The sequence below is a fragment of the Marinitenerispora sediminis genome (assembly GCF_003336425.1).
Classification (GTDB): Bacteria; Actinomycetota; Actinomycetes; order Streptosporangiales; family Streptosporangiaceae; genus Marinitenerispora; species Marinitenerispora sediminis.
This window is the reverse complement of record NZ_QEIO01000420.1, coordinates 1-284: the sequence shown is the minus strand read 5'-3', so window position 1 is coordinate 284 and position 284 is coordinate 1. Positions and strand designations below refer to the sequence as shown.

Here is a 284-nt window from a genome sequence, read left to right as displayed (position 1 = left end):
GCCGTGCCCGATCGTGGGGGACAAAGGCTTGGCCGGGGCCGGGATCGAGAGGGCCGCCGCCGCTCTGGGCCATGTGCTCCTCCGCCCGGCCCGCAGCGGCGGGCCCGGCCCCACGGTGTTCCCGGGTTGGCTGCGCCAGCGCATCGAGGCGGTGATCCGGACCCTGACGAACCAGCTCGGCCAGGAGCGTCACGCCGCCGCGCACCACCGAGGGGCTGTGGGCGCGAGTGTGTCAGCGCGTCTGCGCCCTCAACACCGCGATCTGGCGCAACTGGCAGATCGGC

General features: G+C 74.6%; 1 pseudogene. It reads left to right on the top strand.

Features of this window, described 5'->3' with window-relative positions:
• A pseudogene (locus tag DEF28_RS29290) lies at positions 1–284 on the top strand (IS982 family transposase); the annotation flags it as partial.